Annotated in this window: 23 protein-coding genes; 14 read left to right on the plus strand and 9 right to left on the minus strand. The window is 32.6% G+C overall.

Translation table 11 applies throughout. The features are described from left to right. Positions 1–3: 3 nt before the first annotated feature. From Q4Q34_RS18990 to Q4Q34_RS19010, 5 genes are all read right to left on the minus strand, one after another. A complete protein-coding gene (locus tag Q4Q34_RS18990; RefSeq protein WP_303317998.1) occupies positions 4–2,370 on the minus strand; it encodes a TonB-dependent receptor in 2,367 nt (788 codons plus the stop codon). A 33-nt stretch (positions 2,371–2,403) separates the two neighbouring features. Further along, positions 2,404–2,550, minus strand: coding sequence for a hypothetical protein (locus tag Q4Q34_RS18995; RefSeq protein ID WP_303318000.1), 147 nt, complete (start codon positions 2,548–2,550; stop codon positions 2,404–2,406). Between the two features lie 490 nt (positions 2,551–3,040). Next, positions 3,041–4,441: a dihydrolipoyl dehydrogenase gene (gene lpdA / locus Q4Q34_RS19000; RefSeq protein WP_303318001.1), complete on the minus strand. Its 1,401-nt coding sequence runs from the start codon at positions 4,439–4,441 to the stop codon at positions 3,041–3,043. 79 nt (positions 4,442–4,520) lie between these two features. Next, complete coding sequence (locus Q4Q34_RS19005; protein ID WP_303318002.1) at positions 4,521–5,024, minus strand: ankyrin repeat domain-containing protein; 504 nt, start codon at positions 5,022–5,024, stop codon at positions 4,521–4,523. A 102-nt stretch (positions 5,025–5,126) separates the two neighbouring features. Further along, positions 5,127–6,620 (minus strand): S41 family peptidase, encoded by a 1,494-nt coding sequence (locus Q4Q34_RS19010; protein ID WP_303318003.1) that lies wholly within the window; start codon positions 6,618–6,620, stop codon positions 5,127–5,129. Between the two features lie 227 nt (positions 6,621–6,847). Between Q4Q34_RS19010 and smpB the strand changes: the two genes are divergently transcribed. From smpB to Q4Q34_RS19025, 3 genes are all read left to right on the plus strand, one after another. Beyond that, the gene (gene smpB / locus Q4Q34_RS19015) at positions 6,848–7,306 is read left to right on the plus strand and encodes an SsrA-binding protein SmpB (RefSeq protein ID WP_303318004.1); all 459 of its coding nucleotides are present in this window, start codon (positions 6,848–6,850) and stop codon (positions 7,304–7,306) included. Positions 7,307–7,448: 142 nt separating this feature from the next. Continuing rightward, positions 7,449–7,985, plus strand: coding sequence for a hypothetical protein (locus Q4Q34_RS19020; RefSeq protein WP_303318005.1), 537 nt, complete (start codon positions 7,449–7,451; stop codon positions 7,983–7,985). Between the two features lie 16 nt (positions 7,986–8,001). Further along, on the plus strand, positions 8,002–9,849 hold the full coding sequence (locus tag Q4Q34_RS19025; RefSeq protein ID WP_303318006.1) for a Xaa-Pro dipeptidyl-peptidase: 1,848 nt from the start codon (positions 8,002–8,004) through the stop codon (positions 9,847–9,849). A gap of 336 nt (positions 9,850–10,185) precedes the next feature. Here the strand turns inward: Q4Q34_RS19025 and Q4Q34_RS19030 are convergent, their stop codons facing one another. Further along, positions 10,186–10,827: a protein-L-isoaspartate(D-aspartate) O-methyltransferase gene (locus tag Q4Q34_RS19030; RefSeq protein ID WP_303318007.1), complete on the minus strand. Its 642-nt coding sequence runs from the start codon at positions 10,825–10,827 to the stop codon at positions 10,186–10,188. A 158-nt stretch (positions 10,828–10,985) separates the two neighbouring features. Here Q4Q34_RS19030 and Q4Q34_RS19035 point away from each other — a divergent pair, with 158 nt between their 5' ends. The 11 genes from Q4Q34_RS19035 (at position 10,986) to Q4Q34_RS19085 (ending at position 21,703) form a co-directional block, all read left to right on the plus strand. Further along, a complete protein-coding gene (locus Q4Q34_RS19035; protein ID WP_303318008.1) occupies positions 10,986–11,945 on the plus strand; it encodes a Gfo/Idh/MocA family protein in 960 nt (319 codons plus the stop codon). A gap of 10 nt (positions 11,946–11,955) precedes the next feature. Next, on the plus strand, positions 11,956–12,846 hold the full coding sequence (locus Q4Q34_RS19040; protein ID WP_303318009.1) for a 3-hydroxybutyryl-CoA dehydrogenase: 891 nt from the start codon (positions 11,956–11,958) through the stop codon (positions 12,844–12,846). 94 nt (positions 12,847–12,940) lie between these two features. Continuing rightward, entirely contained in the window at positions 12,941–13,306 is a 366-nt protein-coding gene (locus Q4Q34_RS19045) for a four helix bundle protein (protein WP_303318010.1), read from the plus strand. Positions 13,307–13,381: 75 nt separating this feature from the next. After that, the gene (locus tag Q4Q34_RS19050; RefSeq protein WP_303318011.1) at positions 13,382–14,620 is read left to right on the plus strand and encodes a DUF1015 domain-containing protein; all 1,239 of its coding nucleotides are present in this window, start codon (positions 13,382–13,384) and stop codon (positions 14,618–14,620) included. A 44-nt stretch (positions 14,621–14,664) separates the two neighbouring features. Then, the gene (locus Q4Q34_RS19055) at positions 14,665–15,135 is read left to right on the plus strand and encodes a DinB family protein (RefSeq protein WP_303318012.1); all 471 of its coding nucleotides are present in this window, start codon (positions 14,665–14,667) and stop codon (positions 15,133–15,135) included. Between the two features lie 12 nt (positions 15,136–15,147). After that, positions 15,148–15,819 carry a YggS family pyridoxal phosphate-dependent enzyme gene (locus tag Q4Q34_RS19060; protein WP_303318013.1) on the plus strand — a complete coding sequence of 224 codons (672 nt, stop codon included), beginning with the start codon at positions 15,148–15,150 and terminating at the stop codon, positions 15,817–15,819. 90 nt (positions 15,820–15,909) lie between these two features. After that, positions 15,910–17,274: an exonuclease domain-containing protein gene (locus Q4Q34_RS19065; RefSeq protein WP_303318046.1), complete on the plus strand. Its 1,365-nt coding sequence runs from the start codon at positions 15,910–15,912 to the stop codon at positions 17,272–17,274. Position 17,275: 1 nt separating this feature from the next. Then, positions 17,276–19,240, plus strand: coding sequence for a DUF3857 domain-containing protein (locus Q4Q34_RS19070; RefSeq protein ID WP_303318014.1), 1,965 nt, complete (start codon positions 17,276–17,278; stop codon positions 19,238–19,240). Positions 19,241–19,264: 24 nt separating this feature from the next. Continuing rightward, positions 19,265–20,116: an ion transporter gene (locus Q4Q34_RS19075; RefSeq protein ID WP_303318015.1), complete on the plus strand. Its 852-nt coding sequence runs from the start codon at positions 19,265–19,267 to the stop codon at positions 20,114–20,116. Continuing rightward, complete coding sequence (miaA, locus tag Q4Q34_RS19080; protein WP_303318016.1) at positions 20,109–21,014, plus strand: tRNA (adenosine(37)-N6)-dimethylallyltransferase MiaA; 906 nt, start codon at positions 20,109–20,111, stop codon at positions 21,012–21,014. The genes Q4Q34_RS19075 and miaA overlap by 8 nt, the downstream gene beginning before the upstream one ends. A 2-nt stretch (positions 21,015–21,016) precedes the next feature. Then, the gene (locus Q4Q34_RS19085) at positions 21,017–21,703 is read left to right on the plus strand and encodes a GNAT family N-acetyltransferase (RefSeq protein ID WP_303318017.1); all 687 of its coding nucleotides are present in this window, start codon (positions 21,017–21,019) and stop codon (positions 21,701–21,703) included. 34 nt (positions 21,704–21,737) lie between these two features. On the opposite strand, the gene Q4Q34_RS19090 is transcribed toward Q4Q34_RS19085, so the two are convergent. From Q4Q34_RS19090 to Q4Q34_RS19100, 3 genes are read right to left on the minus strand one after another with little or no spacing between them, the layout of a single operon-like run. Further along, positions 21,738–23,264, minus strand: coding sequence for a hypothetical protein (locus tag Q4Q34_RS19090; protein WP_303318018.1), 1,527 nt, complete (start codon positions 23,262–23,264; stop codon positions 21,738–21,740). Positions 23,265–23,274: 10 nt separating this feature from the next. After that, positions 23,275–23,850: a hypothetical protein gene (locus tag Q4Q34_RS19095; RefSeq protein WP_303318019.1), complete on the minus strand. Its 576-nt coding sequence runs from the start codon at positions 23,848–23,850 to the stop codon at positions 23,275–23,277. After that, positions 23,834–24,385, minus strand: coding sequence for an RNA polymerase sigma factor (locus Q4Q34_RS19100; protein ID WP_303318020.1), 552 nt, complete (start codon positions 24,383–24,385; stop codon positions 23,834–23,836). Before Q4Q34_RS19100 ends, Q4Q34_RS19095 begins: the two co-directional genes overlap by 17 nt. Between the last annotated feature and the right edge of the window lie 158 nt (positions 24,386–24,543).

Raw genomic sequence — 24,543 nt, forward strand, 5'->3', positions numbered from 1 at the left:
TTGTTAAAATTTAAAGTTATAAGTTATAGCTGGCATCATGCCAAAAATAGACGTTCTGGTTGCCTCATTAATACCCAAATCTTCATTTTGAGTAAAAGAAATTGAAGCTGCATTTTTTCGACCATAGGCATTATAAATACCGAACACCCATTCTCCTTTCCATCGATTACCAGGTTTTCTGTTAGGCTTGTAGGTTGCTGAAATATCCAATCTGTGATAAGCAGGTAATCGATCGGAGTTTCTAGCAGCAAAACTAGCTATAGATTGTCCTTCATATTGATATTGCCCATTAGGGTACGTTACTGGCCTTCCTGTTTGAAAAACCATATTACTACTAAATGTCCATTTGTCATTTAACTCGTAAGCTCCAGTAATTGAAAAATCATGGGTTCTATCAAAAGCTGAATTATACCAATCACCATTATTTATTCCTGGACCCCCGGCATTTCCTCCCAAAGTTCTTTGCTCTGCTTTCGATAAAGTATATGAAATCCATCCTGTAAACCTGCCTTCATTTTTACGTAATAAAAGCTCCAAACCATAAGCTCTGGCTTCTCCGTTTAAAATCTCTGTTTCTATATTGTTAGTACCTATTAAATCAGATCCATCAATGTAATCTATTCTATTATCTGTTGTTTTATAATACCCTTCAACTTCTAGCGAATACTTTTTATCATTAAAGTTTCTAAAATACCCAATTGCATATTGATCAGATAATTGAGGTTTAATAAACTTTCCACTGGTAGTCCACACATCCAAAGGTGTTACCGAAGTTGTATTTGATAATAAATGAATGTATTGAGCAGATCTTGAATATCCTGCTTTTACAGAAGATGATTCGTTTAATTGATATGCTAAAGACGCTCTAGGTTCTATATTTCCAAAGTTTTTAATGCTTTCTCCTTTATCATAAGCGGTCTCTCCTATTGCTGTACCACGCTCATAAATTCCCAACAGACTATTATAAACGACAGGTTGATTGTTAGCATAGTCTGTCATTGACTGACCTCCTAAACGACTAAAAGCACTATATCTTAATCCATATTGCACGGTTAATTTATCCGTTAGCTTATGCTCAGCATTAACATATAAACCACTTTCAAATGCTTTTTTTCTATCTAGTGATAAAGGGTTTATAGCTGATGTTTCCGAAGTTGGACGCACTTGGCCAGGATCAAAATCATAATAAATTCCACTGACTCCAAAATCTAATTTAAACTTATCATTAGCATAATATTTAAGATCATACTTTACATTATAATTATTAATTGAAGACACCCAATCAAATTCTTCGGTAGTAATTTCCAAATCGTAATCATACTTACTGTAAATTAAAGATAAGTTAGAAAATAAACGATCATTAAAAATATGATTCCATCTTAAATTACCTGAAGCATTACCATAACTGCTAGAAAAACTTTTACCAAACTTAAAAGAATCCCTACCAAAATACCCAGACAGATATAGCTTGTTTTTATCGTTTAATTTATAATTTGTTTTAAGGTTTAAATCGTAAAACCCAACTCTATTCTTTTCGTCTGCAGCCGCTAAAAACACGTTAATATAAGAACTTCTTCCTGCCACTAAAAAAGAGCCTTTGTCATTAAACACAGGGCCTTCAACAGCTAACCTACTGGAAATTAAACCAATCCCACCCGTAAGCGCAAAGTTTTTACTATTTCCATCTTTTTGACGTACGTCTAATACTGACGATGTTCTACCTCCAAAACGAGCAGGTATTCCGCCTTTGTACAATTTAATATCCTTAATGGCATCTGCATTAAATACAGAAAAGAAACCTAGCATATGCGAGGTATTGTATATAATCGCTTCATCTAATAATACCAGGTTTTGATCTACAGCACCACCTCTTACATGAAATCCGCTACTGCCTTCACCATTTTTAGTAACCCCAGGGAGCATTTGTAACGATTTTACAACATCTACTTCTCCAAAAACCACCGGCATTTGCTTTACTGTTTTTATATTCAATTTAGAAACACTCATTTCTGGTTTCTTAAGACTTACCCGTTCGCTTTCTTCTGCAACGACGACAACTTCATCTAATTGAGTTGATTCTTCATGCATTTCAAAATTTACTTTTTGGTTCTGATCCAAAGTTATTTCTTGACGCATATTTTCGAATCCCATGTAAGAAACAATTAAAGTATAAGTGCCTTTTGGAGCAGTAATGGAAAAGAATCCATACTCATTACTAATGGACCCTATACTGGTTCCTTTTAAAAATACTGATGCTCCAAAAGCAGTTTCTCCATTTTTTGCCTCTTTAATTATACCACTGACAGTATAATTTTCCTGAGCCGATAAAACTGCGGAAAACAACATAAATAATACTAATAGATTTTTCATTCGTTTTTGATTAATGATTGATATGATTAATGATTAAGTGATTTTTAATTCGTTTTTAAACGCATTCTTTTTGTATTTAATATCTGATGCTTTCCTTTTTGATGATGTTTTTGTATTCCAACCAAAACCTAAAAGAGGGTTTAAGGATTTTATTGATTGATTTTTGTGAATATTTTTCATTGTTTTTTGATTGATTACTCGTTTTTTGATTGTTATATATTTCAATATTTCCTCACGTCTTACCTATTGACATTCAAAAAAGCAAAAGGTTGCATGTATAGATCTTTTTTTAATTTTTTTATAGAAATCTTATGATTTAAACATATCTGGAATTTTAAATCTGCCGGTTTAGACATTCTAACTCTTTTCGATGTTTGTAACACTTTGTAATCGTGCCATTGTTGTCCATGGCTTACTTTTATAAAATAGAACCTCTTCTGTAAAGACGAACTATTTCATAAATCTTCCATAAAGATGTGACGGATTTGAAAAATAAAAGGGCAAGCTTACCAGGGAAACAAAAATAAAGGTGCGTGCCTACAAGGAAAGATTAATAAATATCTGATTAAAATAAAATTAAGCGACGCTTAATGAATTGATTCCAAAAATGGCCATAAAAAAAGCGAACTCAATAAGTTCGCTTTTCTTTTATTATTATAATACTTTAATACTATATATGCAAAGCTCTATCATCGGTAGCCGCCAAAGCTGCTTCTTTAATAGCTTCTGTAAATGTAGGATGTGCATGAGACATACGTGATACATCTTCTGCAGATGCTCTATATTCCATAGCCACAACAGCTTCTGCAATCATATCTGCAGCTCGCGCACCTACCATATGCACGCCTAAAATTTCATCTGTTGTTTTATCTGCAAGAATTTTTACAAATCCATCTAAATCCATACTCGCTCTACTTCTACCTAAAGCACGCATTGGGAATTGTCCTTTTTTATAGTCTACACCAGCTTCTTTAAGTTGTTCTTCTGTTTTTCCAACAGTAGCAACCTCTGGCCATGTATACACAACTCCTGGGATTAAATTATAATCTATATGTGGTTTTTGTCCAGCTATAGTTTCTGCTACAAAAACACCTTCTTCTTCAGCTTTATGTGCTAACATGGCTCCTTTTACAACATCTCCAATCGCATAAATATTAGAGGCACTTGTTTGTAAATGGTCATTTACTTCAACTTGTCCTCTATCATTTAGTTTTACACCAGCAGCTTCTGCGTTTAAGCCATCTGTATAAGGACGACGTCCCACAGAAACTAAACAATAATCTCCTTTAAATTCTACTTCTTCCCCTTTTTTATTATCTGCTTTCACAATAACGTCATCACCAACACGCTCTACAGATTTTACTTTGTGAGAAGCATTAATTTTGAATTTCTGTTTCTTTAAAACTTTATTAAGTTCTTTGGAGAGTCCCGCATCCATCGTTGGAATAATACGATCCATGTATTCTACAACAGAAACTTCAGCCCCTAACCTTTTATAAACCTGACCAAGTTCTAAACCTATAACACCACCACCAATAACAATTAAATGCTTTGGTATTTCTTTGAGTTTTAAAGCTTCTGTTGATGTTATAACACGCTCTTTGTCAATATTTATAAATGGTAAACTTGAAGGTTTACTTCCAGTCGCAATAATTGTATTTTTTGCTTCTATTTCTGTAATTTCTTCTCCAGAGATTGTAATATGGGTCGCGTCTTTAAAACTTCCTAAACCTTGATAAACATCAATATTGTTTTTCTTCATTAAGAAATCAATACCACCAGTAGTCTGATCAACCACAGCCTGCTTACGAGCAATCATTTTTTCTAAATTCACCTTAATATCTCCTGGTATTTCTATACCGTGTTCTTCAAAATGCTTTACAGCATCTTCATAATGATGTGAAGAATCTAAAAGTGCTTTACTTGGTATACAACCCACATTTAAACAAGTACCTCCAAGCGTAGAATACTTTTCTATAATGGCAGTTTTCATTCCTAATTGTGCACAACGGATCGCTGCTACATATCCTCCAGGCCCTGAACCAATTACGGCTACATCGTATGAATTCATAAAATATATTTGATGTTTTTATTAAAAAATTAAAAACAAAAATACGAATGTTTTATGGGTAGACAATAAAAAAACGTGTTTAATAAAGTGGGATTCTTGTTTCTTTTAACCCTAAAGAAATTAAGTACTCTTTAACTTCTAAAGCCTCGTCCCCACCTTTTTTGGCATGGTGTAGTAAAGTAAAACCATGAGGGCCTTTTGCGTTAATCAAGCTAGGGGAAAATTCAATCATAGATTTTAAAATATCCATTTTACCAAATAGTGCTGCTGTAAAAATATTAGCCTGAGCGCCTTTGTCTAAAAAGTATTGCACAATGTCTTTATTCCCTACATGGCTTGCGGCTCCCAACCCTGTTTCAAAATCACCTGCCCCCCAATCATGAGCTGCATTAAGAAGTGTTGGATGCTCTTCAAGTAGCTCTTTAACCATATCAAACTTACCATGTGAAACCCTTACAAATTCTTCAACCAATGCTTTGTTTAATTGAGGTTCTTGTTGTGGTTTACTAAAAGAAAGCAATGGTAATATTGGAATGATTAAAGAAGTTATTCCAACTGACTTAATAAATTGATGGCGATTCATAATTTGGTTGATTTTTTAATAAAACTATGAAGAATAATTTAATAAACGAGAGTGTTTAACACCTTTTTATATTAAACAATCATTCTTATGAATCCCATAAAATCATCCCTTCTCCTTAATATCATTTAATACCCATTCTAATTCTGAATCTTTTTTCAAGTTTCTATCGTTAACTGTTGGTAAAATTTCAATATCTGGTTTAACACCATAACCGTCTGGATTTTGTTTTTGTGGCGCTTCTACTTGCATCATCCCCATCCTTATCTTTAGTTTGGTATTTGGCAATTCATATATTTTATAAATGCCCGCAACTGTACCATTATAGGCGCCTCCCGTTTCTTCCCCTACAAAAGTAGCTCTCTTGGTTGCTTTTAAATGCGTTGAGATTAAAGAGGAAGCCGAAAATGAATTTCCATTAATCAATACATAAATGTGTCCGGTAAAATGTAAAGGCCTAGGGGCTCTAACCTTTGTTTGCCTAAACCTGTAATACAGCTTACCATCTCGTTTTCTTGTTCTTATTAAATTCTGAACTACGATTATTGGAGATACAATACCTGACAATATTTTTAAACTATTTGGAGTCGTATTACTCATTAAAAATTTCAAAAATGGGACTCGGCTATTTACCTCGCTATCTTCTATAAATTTATATTTATCTTTGGTTAAATACGAATACAGATAATCAATTTCGGCGATTCTCCCTCCTCCATTATCTCTTAAATCCAAGATTAAATATTTTGTTTTTGCCGAATCTAATTTTGCAAAACTTTCCTTATAGAATTTTTTATAATTTCCATTGGTAAAACTTCTTAGCTTCATATAAGCCACACCTTTAGCTTTTTTTACAAAGCCGAAATTTCGTGTATATTCTTTATTCTTTTTTATAAAACCATGTTTCCTATTAAACTTCCGCTTCTTTTTAGAAGCCAATCGATTTGCTTTTTTCTCTTCAGAAGTTAATTTTACACGCTTTTTAGTTTTTGTGGAGTCTTGCTTTTTAGACTTTTCTTTCTTTTTTAATCTTCTAAACGTCTTAATAAATAAGGAGTCTTTGTTTTTAAAAGTAACTCTTAAACTATCTACAAACCCTTTATCCTTATAATAAAAATTAGAAAAATGCCGTCCTACGTATCTATTATGCAATGTAGTATTATAACCATCTGAAGAAAAACGTGTTTTATATACACCTATTAAATCGGAAACCAAATCCTCTTCAATTTTAACCACTTCACTACCTACCATTGTAGAATCTTTTCCTCTGGTATTTTTAACCCATAGCTTGTTTTCTAAATATTCAAAATCCAAAGCATAAAACTCAAATTTATTCTTAAGCAATTGCTTACGTTCTTTCTTTGTGTACCACTTATTTGCGGAACTTAAAGAAATATGACCTTGCTTTACCTGAGATACTACTGGTGCTAACTTTTTATAGAATTCCCTAGAGTTAATTGGTGTAATAATGGTGCGTTTCAAGCTATCAAACTTAAAATCCAAAACTTCTTTGGAGGTGTATTGATATAATTTAGGATGATGTTTTTTTAATTGACTATATACTTTATCTATATCTTCGTGTAAATCAATAACATCATGCAATTTCGTAATTTGTTCATTATGATTTTTGAGACTCCTACAAGAGACCAAAACAAAAAAAACGAAAAGTAATAAAACGGCCTTTCTCATATACTAAATTGAATTCCTCTTGCTAAAGTAATTGTATTTACTTAAAAGTATAATCAATTAATAATTCTTTAACGACTTATTCAATTTTTCGATAGTTTCACACATAAATAACTTCATAAAATTATGTAGTTTTGTGCTCCATGCAAAAAAACATTAACATACAAAACAAAAAAGCACGCTTTCAGTATGAAATATTAGACAAGTATACTGCGGGAATCGTGCTAACTGGAACAGAAATTAAATCCATACGTAGTAGCCGAGCTTCCATAGCTGAAAGTTTTTGTGAGTTTAATGAGCAAGGAGAGCTTTTTGTTATCAATATGACTATTGAAGAATATGCTTTTGGTAATTATTACAATCATCGTCCTAAAGCAGAAAGAAAACTATTGCTAAACAAACGAGAGCTAAAAAAATTACTAAAAGAAGTTCAAAATACAGGACTCACTATTATTCCTTTACGATTATTTATAAACGAAAAAGGATACGCTAAAATGGACATTGCTTTAGCGAAAGGTAAAAAACTGTATGATAAAAGAGAAACCATTAAGGATCGGGACAATAAACGTGATTTGGATAGAATTAAGAAAAACTTCAAATAATTTCCTGAATTTTACTGAAATAAGCGATGCCAGCTTTAATACATTCTTCGATAAAAGATGCTTAAATTTAAGAAAGCATTAACGATTAAAGACCAACAAATGCTTTACTTTGTTAAGCAAATAAGTTTTACCATATTTTAAGATGAAAAAAACGATATCCATTATACTATTGTGTATTGTAACATTATCTGGAGCATCACAAGAAAAAAAAGAAGAAGCAAAAGACTATTCTGAAAAAGTAAAAACACTTGATAGTACTATAAAAACATTATATGCTGTTATTTCGGGAGAAAGAGGTGTTAAGAGGGATTGGGAGCTATTTAAATTTTTATTTAAACCTAATGCAAAATTAATCCCCTCCGGAAAGAATAAAGAAGGTGAAATTAAAGTACGCTATATGTCTCCTGATGATTATGTTAAAAGTTCGGGAAAATGGCTTGTTGAACATGGTTTTTTTGAAAAAGAAATACACAGAGAAGTCAGTACTTTTGGTAATATTACCCAGGTGTTTAGTACCTATGAAGCTTTTTATAGCAAAGACGATAAAAAGCCATTTATGAGAGGCATCAATAGTATTCAGCTTTTAAATGATGGCAAACGTTGGTGGGTTATCAATATTTTCTGGACTCAGGAAACCAATGAAAATAAAATTCCTGAAAATTATCTTCCTAACGAATAAATTACAACTAAAAAACATGAATTCCTCTGTAAGACTAAAGTCTATACTATTAACATACGCCTTATTTATTACCGGCGTATTTTCAAGTTTAGGACAAGACACAAAAACAACACCTATTTTTAAAGATGGTGAAGCACAAATAGTAGAAGCATTTAACGATCCTAGTAAATGGATTAGACATGATTTATGGGTAGAAACAACTTTTGATACTGATGGTGATGGTAAATTGGACCGTATGCATGTTGCTGTTACCAGACCAGAACAAACCGAAAGCGAAGAATTAAAACTTCCTGTTATTTATATTTCCAGTCCGTATTTTGCAGGTGTTGCACCAAATATTGACGGGCTTTTTTGGAATGTAAACCACGAGCTTGGGGACACAGCAAAAGAACGCATTCATGCCGAAGTAACCCGAGTAGGTAAACGTCCAATCATATCTAATTCCCACATACAAAAATGGGTTCCTAGAGGTTATATTGTGGTACACTCTTCTTCTCCTGGAACTGGGCTTTCACAAGGGGCTCCAACAGTTGGGGGCAAAAATGAATCTTTAGCCCCAAAAGCAGTTATTGATTGGCTTTGCGGACGTATAAAAGGTTATAAAACTATTGATGGAAATGTACCTGTTATAGCCTATTGGTCTACTGGAAAAGTAGGTATGACAGGAACATCATATAACGGCACACTACCAGTGGCAGCAGCTACAACGGGTGTTGATGGTTTAGAAGCTATAATCCCTATTGCACCTGTAACCTCTTTTTACAACTATTATAGGTCTAATGGCTTAGTAAGATCTCCTGGTGGGTATTTGGGAGAGGATGTTGATGTGCTTTATGATTTTATCCATAGCGGTGCAGAAGCTAATCGCCCGTACAATAATAAAACTATTAGAGATACCGAAATGAAAAACGGTATAGATAGAATTACTGGGGATTATAATGATTTCTGGGAAACACGTAATTTAATGGATAATGCCCAGAATATGAAGGCTGCTTTATTGATGTCTCATGGTTTTAATGATTGGAACGTAATGACAGAACACAGCTATGGCTTATATGCTAAAGCAAAAAAAATGGGACTTCCAACTCAAATATTTTATCATCAAAACGGGCATGGTGGCCCACCTCCTATTAAATTGATGAATCGCTGGTTTACTCGTTATTTACATGGTGTTGAAAATGGTATTGAAAATGATGCGAAAGCCTGGATTGTTCGTGAAGATGACGACATGTCTGAACCTACAGCTTATAAAGATTACCCAAATCCAGAAGCATCCAATGTGAAACTTTATCTAACAGCTGGTGTTCCCAGAGCTGGTGGATTGAGTACCTCTAAAGTGAAAAATCAAGGACGTGAAACCTTGGTTGATGATTATTCATTTTCTGGTAAAGATCTGGCAACAGCAGAAAATTCTAAGCATCGTTTACTTTATGCAACTCCTAAATTAACTAAAGATGTTCATATTTCTGGAGTGCCTAAAGTAACCGTGAAATTAGCGAGTAGCAAACCTGCAGCTAATTTATCTGTTTGGTTAGTATCTCTTCCCTGGAATGAGCAACAAGGTGCAGCAATTACTGAAAATATCATTACACGTGGCTGGGCAGATCCTCAAAATCATAAATCATTAACCGAAAGTAAACCTTTAAAACCTGGAAAATTTTACGAAGTGTCTTTTAATTTAATGCCAGATGATCAAATTATTAAAGCAGGGCAACAAATAGGTTTGATGATTTTTTCTAGTGATAAAGAATTTACTTTACACCCAAAAGCTGGAACTGAGCTGACTGTTGATTTGGATGGTACTAATTTGATCTTACCTGTTGTTGGTGGGGTTGATGGGTTTAATGGGGCTTTTGGAGAGTAAATGGAAATAAATTTAAAATAACATCGTCTTTGTCATTCAGAGCGCAGCGAAGAATCTTATAAATTAACGTGAGTTCGATGTAACGATATAGTTATTATTTTGATAATCAAAGACTTAACCTCAAGTGTCAGGTTGAGCGCAGTCGAAACCCATTCAAATTTGTAGAATTCAATGACCTTTCGACTGCGCTCAAGGCGACAAGTAGCATTATTAGTGGGCTTATCGTTAAAGATATGTTTATTTTAAATCGAACTCACGTTAAAAGCATAAAAATTTCAAGAGATTCTTCGCTTAGCTCTGAATGCCATTTTTTTGACAGCTTCACCTTTTTCTCAATTAATTTTTATCCTCTAACAAAGGCACAAAACGAAACTCACCAAATTCTTCTTGCGAAAATTCTTTTTGTCCTTTTCTGGTAAACATTGTCATAATTTGCACATTATCACCTACAGGAATAACCAGCCTACCTCCTATTTTTAATTGACTTAACAAAGGTTTTGGGACAAAGGGCGCGCCCGCAGTAACAATAATACCCTCGAAAGGTGCTTCATCAACTAACCCTTTATAACCATCACCAAAAATAAGTTTCTTTGCACGATATCCTAATTTCGGTAAAAACTTGCTCGTCTTTTTAAATAACTCTTGCTGGCGTTCAATACTAAAAACCTTAGCACCTAATTCACACAAAACTGCCGTTTGATACCCGCTTCCTGTACCAATTTCTAAAATCTTATCGCCTTTCTTAACTTGTAACAATTCACTTTGAAATGCTACGGTATAAGGTTGCGAAATAGTTTGATCTGCTGCAATAGGAAACGCTTTATCTTGGTAGGCATGATCTAAAAAACCAGAATCCATAAACAAATGCCTTGGTATTTTACCTATAGCGTTTAAAACATTTGCATCTGTTATTCCTTTGGCCTTTAAAACATTAACCAATTGTTGGCGTAAGCCTTTGTGTTTAAAAGTATCTTTCAATGTTGGGTTGGTTTATTAATGCTAAAATTAGTTAAACATTTTCAAGATGAAAACAAAATATGTAAAATTTATTTTAGACATCAAATAAGCAAAAAATAAGCTGTAAATAATCAAATTCATGTTCTAAATATCTTATTTTTGTTGAAAATGTAAAAACTATGCTCAACGTTGGTGTACTAGGTGCAGGACACTTAGGAAAAATTCATTTAAGACTCCTTAATCAATCAAAAAAATATAATCTCGTAGGTTTTTATGATGCTGATGCAACAAACGGTCATAAAGTAGAAACCGAGTTTGGTTATAAATTTTTTAATTCCATAGAAGCACTTATTGATGCTGTTGATGTGGTAGATATAGTCACACCAACACTTTCGCATTACGATTGTGCAAAACAAGCCATTGCAAAAGGCAGGCATATATTCATTGAAAAACCGATTACCAACACCGTAGAAGAAGCAGAACATATTAGAGAGTTACTGTCTGAGCATAATCTTAGAGGACAAGTAGGGCATGTGGAGCGCTTTAATCCTGCTTTTATGGCCGTAAAAGATGATATTAAATCACCTATGTTTATTGAATCTCATCGTTTGGCAGAATTTAACCCAAGGGGAACCGATGTGCCAGTCGTATTGGATTTGATGATTCATGATATTGATATTATTTTAAGTCTTGTAAGTTCTAAAGTGAAAAATGTTACAGCTAGTGGTGTTTCGGTAATTAGTGATACACCAGATATTGCAAATGCCCGAATTGAATTTGAAAACGGCTGTGTCGCCAACCTAACCGCTAGTAGGATATCTTTAAAGAAAATGCGTAAAGCACGTTTCTTCCAAAAAGATGCTTATATTTCTGTAGATTTCTTAGAGAAGAAATGTGAAGTTGTTAAAATGAAAGATGCACCCGAACAACCTGGAGATTTTGATATGATACTTCAAAATGCCGAAGGCGTAAAAAAGCAAATTTATTTTGATAATCCAGAGATATCAGAAAACAATGCCATTCTAGATGAATTAGAGACATTTGCCGACGCTATAAATAATAACACTTCCCCTATTGTAACGCTTCACGACGGTACAGAAGCACTAAGAGTAGCAACTCAAATAATAAATTGTTTTTAAAAATATTTACATGAAAAACATTGCAGTTATAGGAGCCGGTACTATGGGTAATGGCATCGCTCACACTTTTGCACAAAGTGGCTTTACGGTAAAACTTATCGATATAAGCGAAACTTCACTAGAAAAAGGGATGGCTACCATTACCAAAAATTTGGATAGAATGGTCGCGAAAGAAAAAATTTCTGAAGCAGATAAGACTAAAACGTTAGCAAATATTACCACGTTTACAGGTATTTCTGAAGGGGTTTCTTCTGCAGATTTAGTTGTTGAAGCTGCTACTGAAAATGTAGGCTTAAAGCTTAAAATATTCAAGCAATTAGACGATGTTTGCTCAAACAATACCATTCTGGCTACCAATACATCTTCCATATCAATTACACAAATAGCCGCAGTAACATCCAGACCAGATAAGGTTATTGGCATGCATTTTATGAACCCTGTGCCTATTATGAAATTAGTTGAAATTATTCGTGGTTATAACACGAGTGACGAGGTCACTAAAAATATCATGGCTATGTCTAAGACTTTAGGTAAAGTTCCTGTTGAAGTTAACGACTACCCTGGTTTTGTAGCAAATCGTATTTTAATGCCCATGATTAACGAATCTATAGAAACACTTTATAATGGTGTTGCCGGTGTGAATGAAATTGATACCGTTATGAAATTAGGTATGGCACACCCTATGGGACCTTTGCAATTAGCAGATTTTATAGGCTTAGATGTTTGTCTATCTATACTTCATGTGATGTACGATGGATTTAAAAACCCAAAATACGCACCTTGCCCATTATTAGTAAATATGGTTAGAGCAGGTAAATTAGGTGTTAAATCCGGAGAAGGCTTTTATGATTATTCTGAAAGCAGAAAAGCGGAACATGTGGCTAAGCAGTTTTTGAAATAGTGATCGATATTCAGTGTTCAGTAAACAGTGTTCAGTGTTCAGTTGGCAGTAGTTAGCTGACAGTAATCAATAATTATTAAATTAATTTCAGGTAATGAAGTTTCAAGATTTATTGGCTTATAGAAAATCATTTGATTTAGCAATGAAAATTTTTCATTTATCAAAACACTTTCCTAAAGAAGAAACTTATTCTCTTACAGATCAAATTAGAAGGTCTTCAAGAAGTGTATCCGTCAATATTTCGGAAGCATATCGAAAAAGATTATATCCTAAACACTTTATAAGTAAATTAACTGATAGTGACGCAGAAAACTCAGAAACTCAAACGTGGTTAGAGTTTTCATTACATTGCGAATACATTTCCAAAGAAACCTTTAATGACCTCATGAGTGATTGCAATGAGGTAGGAAAACTAATCAACTATATGATTCAAAACCCTGGAAAGTTCGGTTGTAAATAAAACCTAAATAGTGATCACTGTTTACTGTTTACTGAACACTGATCACTGAACACTGATTACTGAACACTAAAAAACATGGCAAAAATACTACCATTTAAAGCAGTCAGACCAACCCGAGACAAAGTCAGTCTGGTTGCCGCCCGTTCATACCAAACATATACGTTAGCAGAACGTGAATCGAGAATGGGTTACAATCCGTTTTCTTTTTTGCATATTATAAACCCAGGCTATAAATATCATAAGGATATTTCTGGAAAAGAAAGATATGACTTGGTTAGAAATCGCTATTTGGAATTTAAAGAAGATGCTATTTTTATTCAAGATAAAAAACCTAACTATTATGTCTATAAAATTGTAAATAGAGAAGGCCATGTTTTTTCAGGAATTGTTGCTGCTGCAAGTTCCGAGGATTATGAAAAAGACATCATCAAAAAACATGAAGATACTATTGAATATAGAGAAAATGTATTTAAAGATTATTTAAAAACAGTAGGTTTTAATGCAGAACCCGTACTTTTAACCTACCCAGACAACACCCTTATTTCCAGTATTATTTCAGATGTTCAAAAAAATAGAGCAGAATTTGAATTTACAACGACGTATAGAGATACTCATTATTTATGGAATCTTGACGAACCTGAATTAGTTGATCGCATTCGAAATGAATTTGAAAAAATTAACACCATATACATAGCAGATGGTCACCATAGATCTGCTTCTTCATATCTACTTTCTCAAGATCTAAAATCTGAAAACAACACACACACAGGTAACGAACCCTATAATTATTTTATGAGTTATTTAATTCCTGAATCTGATTTAAGAATTCATGAATTTAATAGACTAGTTAAAGATTTAAATGGGTTATCCAAAGAAACATTTTTAATTCAACTCGATAGGATGTATCGTATTGAAAATAAAGGCAGTGAATTATATAAACCAAATGGCAAACATCACTTTAGCATGTATCTTGATGGGGAATTTTATTCCTTATATTTAAGAAAAAGTAATTATAAATTTAGTAACGCTTTAGAAGCTTTAGATACTCATATTTTATACAAAACCATTTTAGAACCTATTTTGGGTATTAAAGATGTACGTAACGATACCCGTATTGATTACTCACATGGTAAGAATGATTTAGTTAATATTAAAAATAAAGTAGATCATGGTGAGTTTAAAGTAGGTTTTGGCTTAGTCCCCATTACTGTTAAAGAAATGAAAGCCATTGCTGATGCTGGTTTAACCATGCCGCCTAAAAGCACTTTTATAGAGCCTAAATTACGAAGTGGTGTTACTATTTATGAATTTTAAAATATTAGTATAAATTTACTTACCTTCTTATCAAACAATTTTTAATGAATGCAACTGAAATTATCCTGCTAAATTTTTCTGAAATTAGAAGACGAAGCATAAAACTTTGGCAAGGTATTCCAGAAGAACATTTACATTGGAAACCAGACAATCAAGCCTTTACAATAATAGAGATGATAAGACATGTACTGGAAGGAGAGCATTTATTTCATATGATTATAAAGCATAGAGGTAACTTGGGGGGTTATAAATCCCCTTGGGAAGGTCTGCCATACAAAAGTATAAACGATGAGCTTCAGTTTGCAGAAACGTACCGAAACGATTTTATTAATATGATTAAAAATTTCGATTCGTTAGATTTAGCACAAATTAGAATTGAACGTAATGAAGTTGGACAAAGTAAGATACTTGGAGATTACTTAAACCGCATCGCCTATCATGAATCCGTACATACAGGGCAAATGTTAAGCTACTTAAGAACTATTAATATTGAAAGACCCCTTATTTGGGATTAATTTTATTTAATAATGAGTATAACACAAAACCTTCAAAACATAAAAACATCATTGCCAGAACATGTAACACTTGTTGCTGTTTCAAAAACGAAACCTGTAAGCGATCTAATGGAAGCTTATCATGCTGGGCAACGTATTTTTGGAGAAAACAAGATTCAGGAAATGGTAGAAAAACATGAAACCATGCCCAAAGATATTGAATGGCATATGATTGGCCACGTTCAAAGTAATAAGGTGAAATATATGGCATCATTTGTGCACTTAATTCATGGTGTAGATAATTTCAAACTTTTAAAAGAAATAAATAAACAAGCTTTAAAGCATGATAGAGTGATAGATTGTTTGCTTCAAATAAAGATTGCTTCAGAGGATTCTAAATTTGGAATGACACCAAATGAAGCTTCAGAAATTATAAAATCAGACCTGTTTTCAAAATTAAAAAACATTAAGGTCGTAGGGCTTATGGGAATGGCAACATTTACTAATGATGAAAATCAGGTAAAAAAAGAATTTAACTATTTAAAAGATACTTTTGAAAATTTAAAACTAACAAGTACCGACAATTATCAATTAAAGACCATAAGTATGGGTATGAGTGGAGACTATCAATTAGCAATTAATTGTGGTAGTACAATGGTTAGAGTTGGAAGTAGTATATTTGGTGAACGAAATTATTCAATTTAATGTCATATTGAGCAGAGTCGAAATATCTTAAAAAAGATGCTTCATCTGGTTCAGAATGACAGCTTAACAACAAATAAATAGCAGTATACAATTTACGCAATATTAGACATAGAAACTACCGGAGGTAAGTATAATGAAGAAGGCATTACAGAAATTGCGATCTATAAATATGATGGTCATGAAGTAGTCGATCAATTTATAAGTCTGGTAAACCCAGAACGTGAGATACAACCCTTTGTAGTAAATCTAACTGGTATAAACAGCAATATGCTGCGCCATGCACCTAAATTTTATGAAGTTGCCAAACGTATTGTAGAAATCACAGACGATTGTATTTTGGTAGCGCACAACGCTCAATTTGATTATCGAATTTTAAAAACAGAATTTAGCCGCCTAGGATTCGATTTTGAAAGAAAATCACTTTGCACTGTAGAGCTCTCAAAAAATTTAATTCCCGACCAACCTTCTTATAGTCTAGGTAAATTAGTTAGGTCTCTTGGTATTCCTGTAACAGACAGACATCGTGCTTCTGGCGATGCTTTGGCAACAGTAAAGCTATTTAAAATGCTCTTGGATAAAGACAGTACTAAAAGCATTATTCAGGAATCTATACGATTAAATCCAAAACATCAGTTAGAACCAAGACATATAGATATTATTAAAGATTTACCTGATATTACTGGTGTTTACTACATTCATAAAGCTAATGGAGATATTATATATATTGGAAAAAGTAACAATATAAAAAAACGTATCAATCAGCATTTTACAAGTACAAACCAAAAATCAAAAAAAATACAAGCTCAAGTTACCGCTGTTACTTATGAAGCGACAGGTAGTGAACTAGTTGCACTCTTAAAAGAAAGTGAAGAAATAAAACGTGTTAAACCTATATTTAACAGAGCATTGCGCCGAACCAGCTTTACACATGCCTTATATAGTTTTAAGGATGAAAACGATTATATAAATTTAAAAATCGATGTTGCAGACGGACGTAAAAAACCAATCACGACTTTTAGTAATAAACAAAGTGGTAAGAGTTTTATCAATAAAGCTATTGAGGAGTACAAATTATGTCAAAAGCTAACAGGTATATATAAAACAAAAACAAGCTGTTTTAACTATGATATAAAAACATGCGAAGGGGCTTGCATTCAAAAAGAACCTACAGAAACTTATAATAAAAGAGTAGAGTTATTATTGTCTAAAAACAGTTTCTCCAACAAAAACATGGTTATTATTGATAAAGGGCGTGATATTGATGAACACAGTGCCATACTCATTGAAAATGGTGTATTTAAAGGATTGGGCTTTTTTAATCTTAACTATCAAATCAATAATATTGAGGTTTTAGAATCTATTATCACCCCTATGAATAATAATCGCGACACACAGCATATTATTCAAAACTACCTTCGTAAAAATAAAAAAGTAAAACAAATTATATTTGATTAGTATGAAGCAAACCATCTTCTTATCCTTTTTACTTCTCTCTAATTTAACTCTTTTTTCTCAATCAAATTTTCATTCCGATTCTTACAGAGTAACTTTAGGAGATCTAAAAACCAATACTTTTGAAAAAGATTCTACAGCTAATGCACTAATAATATATAAACATGGAAATAGCTTTGTGGATAGGTCTGATTATGACTTAAGAACCGAGATAAAACAAAAAATAAAGATATTAAATAAAGAAGGTTTTAATAAAGCTAACGTTTCTATTCATTTATATAATAACGAGAACAGCGAACAAGAAGTAGAAAAAATTGTTGCGACCACTTATAATCTAGTAGATGGAAAAGTCATTAAAACGTCATTACTTAAAAAGGATACTTTTAGAGAGAAACACGACGAAAACCACACCTTTGTTAAATTTACACTCCCCAATATTAAAGAAGGATCTGTAATAACCTATAGCTATACGCTTATCTCTCCTTTTATGTTCAATTACAAAGGATGGAATTTTCAAAGCGATGTACCAACTTTATACAGCGAATACAGAACCAGTATTCCTGGTAACTGGTATTATAACATTAAGTTAGTAGGTGGTAAAAAACTAACAACAAATACATCAGAAGTAGAAAAGGATTGCCTTCAAAATTCCAGAGGCGGTAGTGCAAATTGTGCCAATAGTGTTTATGCTATGAAAGATATCCCAGCTTTTATAGAAGAAGATTATATGACCTCTAAAAGTAATTATTTAGCAAGAATAGAGTATGAATTACAGACCTTTAGAGGTTTTGATGGCAGAGTAAATGATTATACAAAAACATGGAAAACTGTTGACAGAGAATTTAAAACAGATAAAGATATAGGGAGACAATTATCAAAATCTATAGATTTAGAAGATTTCCTGACTCCAGAAATTATTAATGAAAATGATTTACTAAAAAAGGCTAACGCTATTTATAAATACATTCAAGAAACCTACACATGGAATGGAGACTATGAGATATTTAAAGATGTTTCCATTAAAGATTTAATTAAAAACAAATCCGGAAATGTATCATCAATAAATATTTTGCTTCATAATTTATTAAAAGAGGCTAGCATTAATGTAAAACCTGTATTAATATCAACCAGAGAAAATGGTTTTGCAACAAAAGTTTTTCCTATCATTTCAGATTTTAACTATTTAATTGTTCAAGCTACCATAAATGATAAAATCTATTATTTAGATGCCACAGATAATTACTTATGTTTTGGTGATATCCCTTTTAGATGCTTAAATGGTTATGGCAGACTCATGGATTTTAAAAATGGTAGTGAATGGGTAGACATAAAACCAAACCAAGTTTCAAAAGTTTATTATAATGTAGAATTGCATCTCGATGAAAACGACATTATTTCTGGAAACATAAAGTCAAAACGAACGGGATACCACGCCTTAAATTATAAAAAATCATATTATAAAAATGAAGATGCTTATCTACAAGAATTAGAAAACAAGTTTCCTTATTTGGATATTTCAGATTTTGTGGTTTCTAGTAGTGGCATAACAAGTCCAGACTTTAAAGAAACCTATCACATTGAGTATAATTATGAAGATACTGGAGACAATATTTATTTAAATCCGTTTTTTGTTAAGTTTTTTAACGAAAACCCATTTAAACTCCAGGAAAGAACATACCCTATTGATTTTGGTTATAAAGATGCCTATTTTTATTCCTTTAAATTTAATTTCGATGACACAAAATATGCTGTTACCGAATATCCAGAAGTAAAGAATATTGCCTTACCAAATAATTTAGGTAGAGTTGTTTTCTCGACTAAAGCTTTTGGCAATTCTATTTTTATGACATTAAACATAACTTTTAACAAGGCTGTTTACGAACCAGAATATTACCCTGCTTTAAAAGAGTATATGAGTAAAATTGTAGATATTCAAATGAATTCACTGATACTTTTAAAGAAAAAGTAATCTATCTTTCTTACTTTTGAATACATGGATACACCCAAAAAACAGTACTGGAAAACAAAACTTCACGATATTATTTATGAAGCTGAGACTCCTGCGGGCAAACTATTCGACGTTGTTTTACTAATTACTATTATAGCCAGTATTATTTTAGTAATGCTTGAAAGTGTAAATAGCATTGATATTAAGTATCATAACTTTCTTAATATTTCAGAATGGATTATTACCATTTTATTTAGTGTAGAGTATATAGCTCGTATTATAACCGTAAAAAAGCCTTTTAAATACATAACAAGTTTTTATGGTATTATTGATTTATTATCTACCATACCTAAATACATATCATTAATCTTTGGAGGGGTGCATGCGCTTGCTGCATTAAGAGCGTTACGGTTACTTAGAGTTTTTAGAATATTAAAACTGGCACGTTATTTAGGGGCTTCAAATAATCTGGTCAATGCCTTAAAAGCAAGTCGGGCTAAAATATCCGTGTTTTTATTCGCAGTACTTATAATCGCCATTATTTTAGGTACTATTATGTATTTAATTGAAGGCGAAGAAAATGGGTTTACAAATATTCCTAAGAGTGTTTACTGGTGTATTGTAACCTTAACTACTGTAGGTTTTGGAGATATTGCACCACAAACCCCTCTTGGGCAATTTATTGCCTCTTTGGTCATGATATTAGGTTATGGTATTATTGCGGTACCAACAGGTATTGTATCTGCAGAATATAGTACCCAGAAAAAATCAAAGAAAAAATCAGAAAATCAAAAAGTTCATTTAAACTCACTTTCTTGTGTAAACTGTACGGCAGAAAAACACAAAGATGGTGCGCAGTTCTGCTATAAATGTGGACACAATTTACATAATGACTAAGACACTTATTTCCATAGTTGGTCCTACTGCTATTGGCAAAACCGCTTTGAGTATTAAATTGGCTAATCATTTTAATACGGAAATACTATCTGCCGATTCCCGTCAGTTTTTCAAAGACATGCAAATCGGTACAGCAGCTCCAACACCTGAGGAATTAGCTGCTGCTAAACATCATTTTATACATCACAAATCTATTGAAGACCGTTACAATGTTGGTGCTTTTGAAAAAGATGCTATTAGTCTTTTAAATACACTTTTTAAAACCCGTGATATTGTTATTATGGTTGGTGGCTCCGGACTATATGTTGATGCCGTTAATAAAGGCTTGGATGATTTTCCTGAAGTTGATAACAGTATCCGTGAGACCCTCAATAGTGATTTAGAAACGAAAGGATTGCCTCATTTACAAGAACGCTTGGAACAGCTAGACTCTGTAGCTTATAATGCGATTGCAATTGATAATCCGCATCGTGTTATTCGTGCTCTGGAAATTTGTATTGGCACAGGTAAACCTTACTCCTCATTTTTAAAGAAAGGAAAAATAAAACGTCGCTTTAAAACCATTACCATTGGACTCACTGCCGAAAGAGAGCTCATATACGACCGTATTAACAAACGGGTAGATATTATGATGCAAGAAGGTTTACTGGGAGAAGTTAAAAACCTAGTGCCTTATAAAGATTTAAACGCCTTAAATACGGTTGGTTATAAAGAATTATTTAAATATATAGATGACGAGTGGACACTTGATTTTGCTATTTCTGAAATTAAAAAGAATACACGGCGCTTTGCAAAACGTCAACTTACTTGGTTTAAAAAGAACGAGGATACATTCTGGTTTGATTTTACCACATCAGAAGAAGTTATTATAAATCGTATAAATCAAAATACTTCTTGACAATGGCTATACCCGAAACCCCTTTAGATAACCCCGTTTGGTTCTCTTTAACAGATTGCCATTACGATTATGCAATAGATTATGGTAATGTGAAATTTTTTCAGCCAGATTATGGCCCTTTTGGAGCGTTTATAAACAATGAAGATACAAGCCTAGCCATAGAAAAACACGCCAAATTAATCACAGATTTTTTTATTGTTGGCGATAAGCCTAAAATGCCATTACATTTTAAAGAACCTGTAGAATATATAGGTTTACAAATGATTATATACAACAAAATAAATTATCCTATTACAGAGGCTATTGTAGAGTTAACCGAATCACATTATGATGATTTAATTCATTTAGTTAAGCTAGTATATCCGGAATATTTTAAATCGAAAACGAATACCTTAGGACGATACTATGGTATTTATAAGGATAAAAAACTTGTTGCTGTAACTGGAGAGCGGATGCAAACTAATGATTTTATTGAAATTAGCGCTGTAATAACGCATCCTGATTATACTGGTAAAGGATATGCAAAACAACTCATCACACATACCGTAGAAGGTATTTTGAAGAAAGATAAAGTTCCTTTTTTACACGTAGATCAAACGAACCTTGGCCCAATACAGTTGTATAAAAAATTAGGATTCATTACTCGAAGAAAATTTAGTTTCTGGAGGATAATCTGTGGTGAAAAATGATGAGTATTTCATATCATTAAACACTAAAGCGAACCTACTGCATAGTCACACTGCTATACTTTGCATTTACAAGAATGCTTTTTCCACTTGCTAAACTGCCTGTAGAAAAGTTAGAAATATTGTGGTTAAGTTTTTCTTTTGGATGGCTTACACGTGAACGATTTCCTTTATACTGTAAATTATAATTTACTTTAGGGAGCGATATCACTGCGTTACTATTCTGAATAATGATGTTCAAGTTAGAAAAAGTATCTCCTATATTTAAAATTTTTAAATCACCTATATTACCGTCAATGATGGCACTTCCTAACAAATGCTTTATAGTGGTATTAGATGAATTTGAATTTAAAACCATTTGTTTTACATGATCTAATTCAACATCTTTAGTATAACGGAGATTTAATTCTCCTAAGTTCCAATGGGTTACATATACAGGTGAATATGAAGCATTAACGGAAGTCGAACTTCCGTTAATACTATATGCTGTGAATTTTGTATGTGATAACTCTGCTTTTAAATCATCAACATTAGCAGCAAACTCTATCTCACCATGTCTAACATTAACCTTTAACTTAGCTTTTTTAGGCATTTTAATTTTAATAGTCTTTTTAATTTTAGAACTAGATTCTTTATTAACTAATCTTTCAATTAAAACTTTTCTATTTTCAACTAACTTTTCCCGCTTTTGTGCACGCTTTTCCATATGTTCTTTTCTCTTCTCTATGTGCTCTTGCCTCTTTTCCATATGTTTGGCCCGAGCTTCAATATGGGCAGCTTGTCTTTCCATTTTTTCAGCAAAACGCTCTCCCCATTCTTCCATTTGTTTCCCGTATTTTTCTTCCCATTCTTTTCCAAATTTCTCGCCCCACTCTTTCATTTCTTTTCCATACTTCTCTTCCCATTCTTTTCCAAATTTCTCACCCCATGCTTCCATTTTTTCTGCATAATCCTTACCAAATTTCGATTCGAATTTTTGAGTATATTCTTCCAAATACTTTTCGCCATCCTTTTTATAGGCCTTGTAATCAAATTGAATCTCATTGACGCCTTCTGGTAACTTAGGTAGCTCTGGCAACTGTGGCATTACGGGAAGCTGTGGCATTTCAGGAAGTTCCGGTACTTCTGGCATTACAAAGTCAACCCCATCAATTAACACTTCTGGTAAATCTGCCAATTCAAACTTTAATTCTTCTAATAGAGCATGTACTGCCTCATTATCGTTATGACTTGAATTATATACCCAAGAGTTACCTCCAGTACCTTTTGTTTCAATTTTAACTAACCCACTAGAAGCATCAACATCTACCTCCCAATTTTTTAAAGCATTTTCTAAGGCTTCTTTACTTAAATCATCACCTTCTATATAAGCTTCGATTTCGATAACATCTTTATTCCATGTATCAATGACTAAATTGCAATGGCTGGTGTTTAAATCGATAGTAATATCTTTATTTACTTTAATAGATTGCGATACTTTTTCTAATTTTTGTTGTGCCATAAGCCCTCCTGTAATGAGTAAGCTTAAGGCAAGTAATTTAATTTTTATGATTGTATTGTTCATTTTTTGATTTTTAGATTGATTGTTCTACTTCTTCAGTAATATCACTCGAAGTATTTAATTCTTTTAATTGATCTTTTAAACGATACAAAAGATTTAAACGAAACTTTAAATTATCAATTAATGCATTCACTGTTAATTCGCTAGGTCCTGACTCTGTTAACTCCTCAGATAAGCGTTTATACTCTTTATCAAGCTCATCTAATTGCAACAAATACCCATCAAAAAGATCTTTAGTTTCGGAAGTATATTTCATTTTAGATAATTCTAAATTGATACTCGCTAAATAATAATCTTCAACTTTTTTAAGTCCAGGAGATACATCTCCCAAGGTTTTTGTTTCATCAGTTTCTGTTGCTACGACCTCAATTGGCTTCTCTTCTTTTGGTTGTAAAAACTTAAAAGCTCCAAAGCCTAAACCAATTAACAATACGACACTGGCAGCCATACGCATCCAATTAAACTTGGATTTGCTCGCTACTGGCATTTCCTCCTCTAACTTTTCAAGAAATCTTTCTTGATGATTTTCAGGCATCTTTTCATGCACTATTTTGTCATCCTTAAACAACTCTCTAATATCTCGTGCCATTTTTTTTAAGTATTAACAGTTCTTGTAATTTACTTTTTCCTCTTGATAATTGCGTTCTTGAAGCAACTTCAGAAATATTTAGAATCTCTGAAATTTCTTGGTGATCATACCCTTCTATTAAATAAAGCATCACAACATATTGATACTTATCGGGCAATTTATCAATTGCAATTTTTACATCGCTTAATGTAATTGCATCGTCTACTAACCATTTGTCATCATATGCAGTATCAGCTACTTTCAGGTGCACCTCTTCTAATTCAACAAGCTGTTGCTTTTTAGATTTTAAGAAGTCAATACTTTTATTAACAACAATACGTTTTAACCAGGCTCCAAAAGTCACCTCTGCTTTATATTGATGTAGTTTAGTAAAAGCTTTGATAAAAGCTTCCTGTACTACATCTTCAGCTTCGGCAGCATCTTTTAAAAATCGTTTTGCAACAATATACATACCATCACAGTACTGGTTGTATAACTGTAATTGTGCTTTGCGATTGTTTTGTTTACATTGTTCAATAATGTCAACTTGAAACATGCTAATTTACTTTTGGTTATGAGTTAGTTCGTTTTAAAGACGACTAAAAAAGTCTAGTGTTGCAAAAAAAATTATTTAATGTGTGTTTTTTTCTTTTAATTACTCTATAGCACAGCTATAAACTTCAAAAAAGCCCTAAAAGGACAAAAGTTAATTGT

Origin of the sequence: Flavivirga abyssicola (genome assembly GCF_030540775.2) — a bacterium.
Taxonomy (GTDB): Bacteria; Bacteroidota; Bacteroidia; order Flavobacteriales; family Flavobacteriaceae; genus Flavivirga; species Flavivirga abyssicola.

Bases quoted from the DNA above. Each gene is read 5' to 3' on its own strand.
- Q4Q34_RS18990 (WP_303317998.1), bottom strand. From the start codon at position 2,370: ATGAAAAATCTATTAGTATTATTTATGTTGTTTTCCGCAGTTTTATCG.
- Q4Q34_RS19060 (WP_303318013.1), top strand. From the start codon at position 15,148: ATGAGTATAACACAAAACCTTCAAAACATAAAAACATCATTGCCAGAA.
- Q4Q34_RS19040 (WP_303318009.1), top strand. From the start codon at position 11,956: ATGAAAAACATTGCAGTTATAGGAGCCGGTACTATGGGTAATGGCATC.
- Q4Q34_RS19095 (WP_303318019.1), bottom strand. From the start codon at position 23,850: ATGGCACGAGATATTAGAGAGTTGTTTAAGGATGACAAAATAGTGCAT.
- Q4Q34_RS19035 (WP_303318008.1), top strand. From the start codon at position 10,986: ATGCTCAACGTTGGTGTACTAGGTGCAGGACACTTAGGAAAAATTCAT.
- Q4Q34_RS19070 (WP_303318014.1), top strand. From the start codon at position 17,276: ATGAAGCAAACCATCTTCTTATCCTTTTTACTTCTCTCTAATTTAACT.
- Q4Q34_RS18995 (WP_303318000.1), bottom strand. From the start codon at position 2,550: ATGAAAAATATTCACAAAAATCAATCAATAAAATCCTTAAACCCTCTT.
- smpB (WP_303318004.1), top strand. From the start codon at position 6,848: ATGCAAAAAAACATTAACATACAAAACAAAAAAGCACGCTTTCAGTAT.
- Q4Q34_RS19045 (WP_303318010.1), top strand. From the start codon at position 12,941: ATGAAGTTTCAAGATTTATTGGCTTATAGAAAATCATTTGATTTAGCA.
- Q4Q34_RS19100 (WP_303318020.1), bottom strand. From the start codon at position 24,385: ATGTTTCAAGTTGACATTATTGAACAATGTAAACAAAACAATCGCAAA.
- Q4Q34_RS19050 (WP_303318011.1), top strand. From the start codon at position 13,382: ATGGCAAAAATACTACCATTTAAAGCAGTCAGACCAACCCGAGACAAA.
- miaA (WP_303318016.1), top strand. From the start codon at position 20,109: ATGACTAAGACACTTATTTCCATAGTTGGTCCTACTGCTATTGGCAAA.
- Q4Q34_RS19090 (WP_303318018.1), bottom strand. From the start codon at position 23,264: ATGAACAATACAATCATAAAAATTAAATTACTTGCCTTAAGCTTACTC.
- Q4Q34_RS19055 (WP_303318012.1), top strand. From the start codon at position 14,665: ATGAATGCAACTGAAATTATCCTGCTAAATTTTTCTGAAATTAGAAGA.
- Q4Q34_RS19020 (WP_303318005.1), top strand. From the start codon at position 7,449: ATGAAAAAAACGATATCCATTATACTATTGTGTATTGTAACATTATCT.
- Q4Q34_RS19075 (WP_303318015.1), top strand. From the start codon at position 19,265: ATGGATACACCCAAAAAACAGTACTGGAAAACAAAACTTCACGATATT.
- Q4Q34_RS19005 (WP_303318002.1), bottom strand. From the start codon at position 5,024: ATGAATCGCCATCAATTTATTAAGTCAGTTGGAATAACTTCTTTAATC.
- lpdA (WP_303318001.1), bottom strand. From the start codon at position 4,441: ATGAATTCATACGATGTAGCCGTAATTGGTTCAGGGCCTGGAGGATAT.
- Q4Q34_RS19025 (WP_303318006.1), top strand. From the start codon at position 8,002: ATGAATTCCTCTGTAAGACTAAAGTCTATACTATTAACATACGCCTTA.
- Q4Q34_RS19085 (WP_303318017.1), top strand. From the start codon at position 21,017: ATGGCTATACCCGAAACCCCTTTAGATAACCCCGTTTGGTTCTCTTTA.